Origin of the sequence: Bradyrhizobium sp. NBAIM08 (genome assembly GCF_020193935.1) — a bacterium.
In the GTDB taxonomy this organism is placed as follows: Bacteria; Pseudomonadota; Alphaproteobacteria; order Rhizobiales; family Xanthobacteraceae; genus Bradyrhizobium; species Bradyrhizobium yuanmingense.
The window spans coordinates 98,209-104,853 of the sequence record NZ_JADYVR010000018.1 but is presented as its reverse complement, the minus strand read 5'-3'; the positions used below and the strand labels follow the sequence as shown (position 1 = coordinate 104,853).

Genomic DNA, 6,645 nt, shown 5'->3' with positions numbered 1-6,645 from the left:
TCAACGTCCTTCGTCACGTAAACGACGCGCTCGCCCGCTGGACGAGGCGGAAATACAAGCGGTTGAAAGGCCGGAAAGTCGCCTCAGTATATTGGTTGGGACGGCTCGCACAGCGCGATCCGAACCTACTCTATTTGTGGCGAGTCGGCATTCGACCTGCGGCTGGAAGATAGAAGCCGGATGAATCGAGAGGTTCACGTCCGGTTTCGTGAGAGCCTCGGGGTGCAATTCCCCGGGGGCTACTCGACCGACCGTGACCCGCTTGAGGTCCTGGCTGCGCAACGCGCCGGCCTCGTGTGCCACCCGCAAGCTCTCGGCCAGCAACAGCTCCAGCTTGTCGCCGAGCCGCTTGCGCCAGTGGCTCAGGTCCGAGCGCTCCTGCGGGAATGCGTGCTGGAAGAACTCTTCGCCGGTAAAGTACTGGAAATATGGGTCGTGGACCCAGCGCTCGCACACCCCCCTCATCGGACAGCCCGTAAATGTGCTTGAGCAGCAACAGCCCGATCATGAAGCGGCTCGCGATCCCGGGCCGACCATTCTCGCTGTAGAGCGGCGCGATCTCGCCGTCGATCCAGTCCCAATCGACCTTGCCGGCGAGCTGAACCAGCTCGTGCTTCATATTGATGATTTGGTCCAGCCTGGCCCGGAACAGATCGCCCGATCCCGTCGTCCTGTGCTTCTTCGGTCGCATCGCCACCTCCGATGCGATGACGGAATCATGGTTGGCGATTCGACCGAATCCTGAAAATGAAATTGCAAGGTTCCGACGCCCGAAGCATCAAACCCCTGCAAACGCAAAACAGTCCACAACGACAAATGCGATTCTAGCTCAATCGCTTAGCCACTCTTCACGGACGACTACGGCCGGCGTGAAGTTCTCGGCATGGACATCGGTCCCTCGGAGGCCGAGACGTTCTGGACCGCGTTCTTGCTCAAGCTCGCTCGGCGCGGGCTTCGTGGCGTCAAGCTCGTGATCTCCGATGCGCATGAGGGCATCAAGGCCGCCGTCAGCAAGGTGCTCAACACCGCCTGGCAGCGCTGCCGCGTGGGATCGTTGAAAAAGTCCGAATTGACTGATTCCATTCTTGTCGGCGATTCGCGATCGGCGGAGCAAACGAGATGCTGGGGCGCAAGGAGCGGGATCAGCTTGAGCTCTTCATCACCGGCTCGCTCAAACAACTCGTCCCAGACGAGCACGTGCTGGCGCGGGTCGATCGTGTGCTCGACCTGACTTGGCTAAGGCAAGAGGTCACCGACTGTTACTGCGCGAATGACGGCCGGCCCGGCATCGATCCCGAAGCGGCGGTACGGCTGATGCTCGCCGGTCTGCTCAGCGGCATCGTGCACGATCGCAAGCTGATGCGTGAAGCTCAGGTCAACATCGCGATCCGCTGGTTTGTCGGTTATGGCCTGCATGAGCAACTACCGCACCATTCAAGCCTGACGCGCATTCGCCAGCGCTGGGGCGAAGAGCGGTTCCGTAGGATCTTCAAGCGCACGGTCGAGGCCTGCCTGAAGGCCAAGATCGCCACTGCGGAGGTGGTCCACATCGATGCGTCGCTGATCCGCGCCAATGTGAGTTGGGACAGCCTCACCGAGCAGCATGTGGTGGATGTCCTGAGCGAAAATCAAAACGAGGATGAAAGCGAGGCTGAGAAAACGGGCCGACAGAGTGGCAAGTACAAGAAGGTCTGCACGACCGACCCCGATGCGACGATGGCCACGAATGCCCGCAACCGGCGGCTGGAGCCCTCTTACAAGCAGCACACGGCCGTCGATGACAAGGTCGGAGTCATTTTGGACGTCGCGGTCACAACTGGACAAACGAACGAAGGCGAGATGATCGAGCCGCAAGTCGACGAGGTTGAAGCGATTACAGGCATTGACATCAAAACGGTCACCGCCGATGCCGGCTATGCCTACGCTAAAGTATACGGTGCTCTCGAACGGCGCGGCATCGATGCCCTGATCCCAGCTAAAGCTGAACCGATCAAGAGTCGCGTACCGCTCAGGCGCTTCCGGTACGACGCCAAGCACGACATCCTGAAGTGCCCGCGAGGACGTGTCTTGCGGCCCGCGCGACCCATCAAGCACGGCCGTTTCTTTTACTCAAAGGCAAAGGATTGTGCCCGGTGTCCGCTCAAGGGTGATTGCCTATCGAAGGGGCGAGTTAATAAGGCAGTTGTTGTAGGGAACGATTATCCGGCACTGCTCCGCGCCCGGCGCCGTCGCGAACGATGGAGCTGGCAGGATCGACGGCTCTATCAGCGTCATCGCTGGCGTTCAGAGGGCTTCCATGGCGAAGCCAAGACCTGGCATGGGCTGGCGCGCGCCATACGGCGTGGTCTACCGAACATGAAGATCCAGGCCTATCTGACGGCCGCCGCCATCAACCTCAAGCGGCTGGCAGCCGCTCTTGTTGCGCTTCTTTTGTGCTTGATCGCCTCCCTCGACGCGTCTCCGTCGGCATCGCGCGGAGTGCCGGGTTGATGTGAAGGCATGAATGGGCCGGTCGCTGCATCGAGCGGATTCGGTGAACCACTTGTTCAACGACGCCCGCGTCCACTTCATGCGCAACGTCCTGGCCCATGCCGGCAAGAGCGGAAGACGCGTCGTCTCCGCCTTCATCGCCACCGCCTTTGCCCAGGACGATGCCGAAGCGGCCAGGGCTCAGTGGCGCAAGGTCGCCGACCAGCTCCGTCCCAAACTGCCAAAGCTCGCCGCCTTCATGGATGAGGCCGAGCCAGACGTGCTCGCCTATATGAGCTTCCCGCCTCAGCACCGTGCCAAGCTGCATTCGACGGATGAGATGGACAAGCGATTTTTAAATGATCGCCCCGATGACTATGCGGAAATCGCGTCCATTCTTTTGTTCGGCCGCGGCGCGGGCCATTCTTCCGTCCCGGTCACCGATCTCGCAGCCGCCGCGCGCAGGGTCGGTCAAGGCTGGCCGCGTTTGCGGCCACCGCACGGCTTGGCCTTGACCGGCCCGAGCACGGCGGCATGCTGGCGTGGAACGGGACTGCATTCCTGGCTGGCACTGCCGTCAGCGGCGGTTATGGTTGTCCGGCGCGGGCGACCTCGTGGCGAAGCGTGACGCGTCGGCTGAAAGCGTCACCGGACTGCCTATTTTGTCCTGCCGAGCTGAGGCGCCCGCGCGCCAGGTTTTGGCCGCCGCGGTTTCCATTGCGACACCAATTGTTCGTAGTTTCGCTCCGCCTGGGCGGCAATCAACATCTCACGGTCGCGCAGCGCCTTGATGTTGTAGGCATAGGCTGGTCCGCAGCCGGCTGCCCTTCTGTTGCGGATGTCCAGCTTGAAGTTGCATTGCGCGGGTCTTGTTGGCGACCAGCGCCGGACGCGCCCACAGCTAATCTTCGCCCTTCGTCAACAAATGCCAGCAGAGCACCGTGAGCTTGCGAGCCACGGCCACCGCGGCGACCTGATGGCCACGCCGGGCGCGAATCCGCACGAAAAAAGCATGCAGTGGACCGGGCGCCTTGGCCGCGGCCCAGGCGGCCTCGACCAGCATGGCGCGCGCGTGACTGCGGCCGATCTTGCTGATGCGACCGTGATGGGCGGCTCCCAGTCCCGACTGCCGCACCCGCGGGTTCAGCCCGAAATAGCTCACCAGCTTCTGCGGGCTGTCGAACCGGCTGATGTCGCCGATCGCCGCCACGATGCCGGCGGCGACCGCCAGATTGACGCCGGTGATCGTCATCAATCTGTTGACCGCGAGGTCGTCGATGGCGTCCTGAGCGATCTCACGGTCGAGCAGAGCCAGGTCTTCCGCCAGCCGGTCAAGCTCACGGACATGCCGATCGATGGCCGCGCGCTCATCGTGCGGCAGCTGTTGGGCGGCCAACCACGCCCGGCCGCGGGCGTTGAAAAGATCGGCATGCGGGCACTTCGGGATTAGGTGCGCGTGCAGGATCGAATGCACCTCGTTCTTGAGCCGCGTGCGATGCCGCACGACCTGGTAGCGCCGCGCCACCAGCCGACGCTTGCGTTCGGTCTCCGCGTCAGGCGTCCAGATCTGCGGCAGGTACCCGGCCGCCTGCAGACTGGCGAGCGTGCCGGCATCGATCTTGTCGGTCTTAACGTGAGCCTGGGCGATCGCCTTCACCTGCAGCGGATTGGCGATAATCACCCGTGCCACGAACGGCGCCAGAACCCGCGACACCGCCATGCTGTTGGCAGTCGCTTCGAGCACCACCTCATCACTGGCCAGCAGGGTCTTGCCAAATCCCTCCAGCGCAGTCCGCGTCATATCGATGCGGCCCGCATGTCGGAGCCTGCCGTCCTCCCAAAACACCACCTCGCCGAAAGTTCGGTGGACGTCGATGCCAATCACCCGTCGCATTCGCACCTCCTGCCAGACATAATGACGGGAGCTGCGGGCGACACGACAACTACGGATTCGCGCTCCCAGCGCAACCGGGCGAGTCGCAGAGGCGGCCAGCTACTAACTCGAGCTCTCGGCTCATCGAATAACATCGGCCTGCCCGCACTTCGTGCTCCCGGTGCCTCTGTCCCGATGGTCGCACCATACGCCACGATGTAGAACACCGCAGCGGGAACGTTGGCACCGAGACATCTCATACCGGTTACCAATCCGATCGAGCGCCTCAACGGCGAGATCAAGCGGCGGACCGAGGTGGTTGGCATCTTCCCAAATGAAGACGCCATCGTTCGCCTGGTCGGCGCGATCCTTCTCGAGCAGAACGACGAGTGGGCGGTTCAGCGGGCCCGCTACATGACGCTGGAAACCATCGCGCCGTTGAGTAATGATCCAACCGTCAGCCTCCCGGCTATCGCCAGCTGACTAGTCCGGCTCTTGCCGGCGAACGCGGTATCCCACCGCCAGTTACACCACGCTCAGGGAGTACGTCATGCCAAGCTGATGATTGCTTGTGGGTGCAAGTCCCATCCGGCCAAAGCCGTAGCAGGCAAGCCGGGACCGAGTCTTGCGGGCGTCGCGGCAACGCTGGAGTCCGAAGTGTAGACAGGAGTCGTGCGGGGTGCGGGAATGAGCCTCGAAAGGTGGATGTTCGCGGAGGCCGAGTGTGTTCCCTAAGCAGAGGCTGCATGAGCATCGTCGATACGCGAGACGATGCCGCTCCGTCGGGGTCGATGGCCGCATCACGCACGGAAGGCAATCATCGGAACATGAGAGGCCCGACCGGGTCCGCTGGATTGATCTCCAGCGGGGGACAGCGGCAAGGCACTGCCAGAGCCGTTGTCCGAGCTGAGGTCGGGAGTCGGACTGGTCCATACTACCTGTGAAGTCGTCGAAGGTAACGAGACGCATGGAGGGAAGGGACCAGCCCGAGGGGAGCCTGCGCGAGGAGGCCAAGGTCCGGACACAGAGCCGGGTTACCTTGCCGCCGAACCTCAAGCGGGTGAGCGCGGCAGCCAAGCAAGCTGTCCAAACCCGGTTCACGGCCCTGCTGCACCATGTCGATGACGACGCTCTTCTTCGGGCGTTTCGACGACAAAAGCGGCAGGCCAGCGCGGGGGTCGATGAGGTGACGGTGGCGAAGTACGAAGAGAGGCTGACGGATAACCTCCGCGACCTCTGCGGACGGGTCCACTCCGGTCGTTACCGGCCACAGCCCGGTGCGGCGCGTCTACATCCCCAAAGCCGATGGCGGTAAGCGGCCTCTCGGCGTGCCGGCGCTAGAGGACAAGATTGTCCAAAGCGCGGTGGCCGAGGTGCTGAGCGCCGTCTACGAGGCCGACTTCCTCGGGTTCTCCTATGGCTTCCGGCCGGGGCGGAATCCTCACATGGTGCTTGATGCTCTGCATACGGCGATCATGAGCCAGCACGTGAACTGGGTGCTCGATGCCGACATACGCAGCTTCTTGGACGTGGCTTCATAATACCCCCTGGTTCATGCGGTTTGGTCGAAAAGGCCGGCTTGCGGGGCTAAGACCTTGATGCGGAGTCCTTTTTGCTTCCCGCGCACAACGTGCACGGCTTCGAGTTCGCCGCGCTTGACTCGCTGCAAGACGGTTTGGCGCGAGACCCCGAGCGCCCGCATAGCCTCGCGCATCGGCAGAAAGTCGTCGGACGTTTCACTGTTGAAGCGGGCCTTGAGTTCATCGGTCAGGCGAATGCGCCAGGGAGCGCCTGGCGTGAGCTGCTCGCCGGCGATAATGCCGTCGTTGAGCAAACGATGGATCGTCGAGGGAGCGACACCAAGCGCGGCGGCGGCTTGCTTGATGGTCAAAAGATCGGGCCGGCGGCTTGCGGTTTATCTTGGAAGCCTGGGATCTTCCAGTGCCGGCGTAAATTACCGACGCGGTTGCGGTCGAGCGGTGGCCGTAGGCCGTTGTGCGGCTCTGCCGGTTGAGGATGCCGGCGATCACGGCATCGGGATAATGCACTGCCAGTCGTCGCAGGAGCGCAACTGTATCCTCGTCGGTGCGGATCGTCGCTGGCCGCGATCGGGGCAGGCCGAGATCAATCTCGGTCAGCGCGCCGCCCTTCCAGCGCAGCGTCAAATGGGCGGCAAAGGCCTCGCGATCGACTTTGACGATGACCTCGTCGAGGAGCGTCCGCAGCAACTCTTTCCGGTCGCGCGGCGTCGTCGTGCTTGCGTTCCAGACGGAGACGAGATCAGGTCCGAGCGCGAGCAGGCG

The 6,645-nt window shown here is 62.8% G+C and carries 3 protein-coding genes and 5 pseudogenes; 5 read left to right on the top strand and 3 right to left on the bottom strand.

The genetic code is table 11. From position 1 onward, the window contains the following. Nucleotides 1-249 precede the first annotated feature (249 nt). A pseudogene (locus I6F37_RS35545) lies at nt 250-691 on the bottom strand (transposase); the annotation flags it as partial. A 171-nt stretch (nt 692-862) separates the two neighbouring features. Here I6F37_RS35545 and I6F37_RS35540 point away from each other — a divergent pair. The 3 genes and pseudogenes from I6F37_RS35540 to I6F37_RS35530 form a co-directional block, all read left to right on the top strand. Then, nucleotides 863-1,048: pseudogene (locus I6F37_RS35540) on the top strand (transposase); the annotation flags it as partial. Between the two features lie 71 nt (nt 1,049-1,119). After that, nucleotides 1,120-2,490: a transposase gene (locus I6F37_RS35535; protein ID WP_225127598.1), complete on the top strand. Its 1,371-nt coding sequence runs from the start codon at nt 1,120-1,122 to the stop codon at nt 2,488-2,490. A gap of 67 nt (nt 2,491-2,557) precedes the next feature. Then, nucleotides 2,558-2,818: pseudogene (locus I6F37_RS35530) on the top strand (transposase); the annotation flags it as partial. A gap of 308 nt (nt 2,819-3,126) precedes the next feature. On the opposite strand, the pseudogene I6F37_RS35525 reads toward I6F37_RS35530, so the two are convergent. After that, nucleotides 3,127-4,345, bottom strand: a pseudogene (locus tag I6F37_RS35525) (IS110 family transposase). 264 nt (nt 4,346-4,609) lie between these two features. Here I6F37_RS35525 and I6F37_RS35520 point away from each other — a divergent pair. Then, a pseudogene (locus tag I6F37_RS35520) lies at nt 4,610-4,825 on the top strand (transposase); the annotation flags it as partial. A 794-nt stretch (nt 4,826-5,619) separates the two neighbouring features. After that, nucleotides 5,620-5,883 carry a reverse transcriptase/maturase family protein gene (locus I6F37_RS35515; RefSeq protein ID WP_225154027.1) on the top strand — a complete coding sequence of 88 codons (264 nt, stop codon included), beginning with the start codon at nt 5,620-5,622 and terminating at the stop codon, nt 5,881-5,883. Nucleotides 5,884-5,894: 11 nt separating this feature from the next. Here I6F37_RS35515 and I6F37_RS35510 read toward each other — a convergent pair whose 3' ends face one another. Beyond that, nucleotides 5,895-6,233: a helix-turn-helix domain-containing protein gene (locus I6F37_RS35510; protein ID WP_225127596.1), complete on the bottom strand. Its 339-nt coding sequence runs from the start codon at nt 6,231-6,233 to the stop codon at nt 5,895-5,897. Between the last annotated feature and the right edge of the window lie 412 nt (nt 6,234-6,645).

Coding starts and splice junctions, on each gene's coding strand:
- I6F37_RS35535 (WP_225127598.1), top strand. CDS start 1,120: ATGCTGGGGCGCAAGGAGCGGGATCAGCTTGAGCTCTTCATCACCGGC.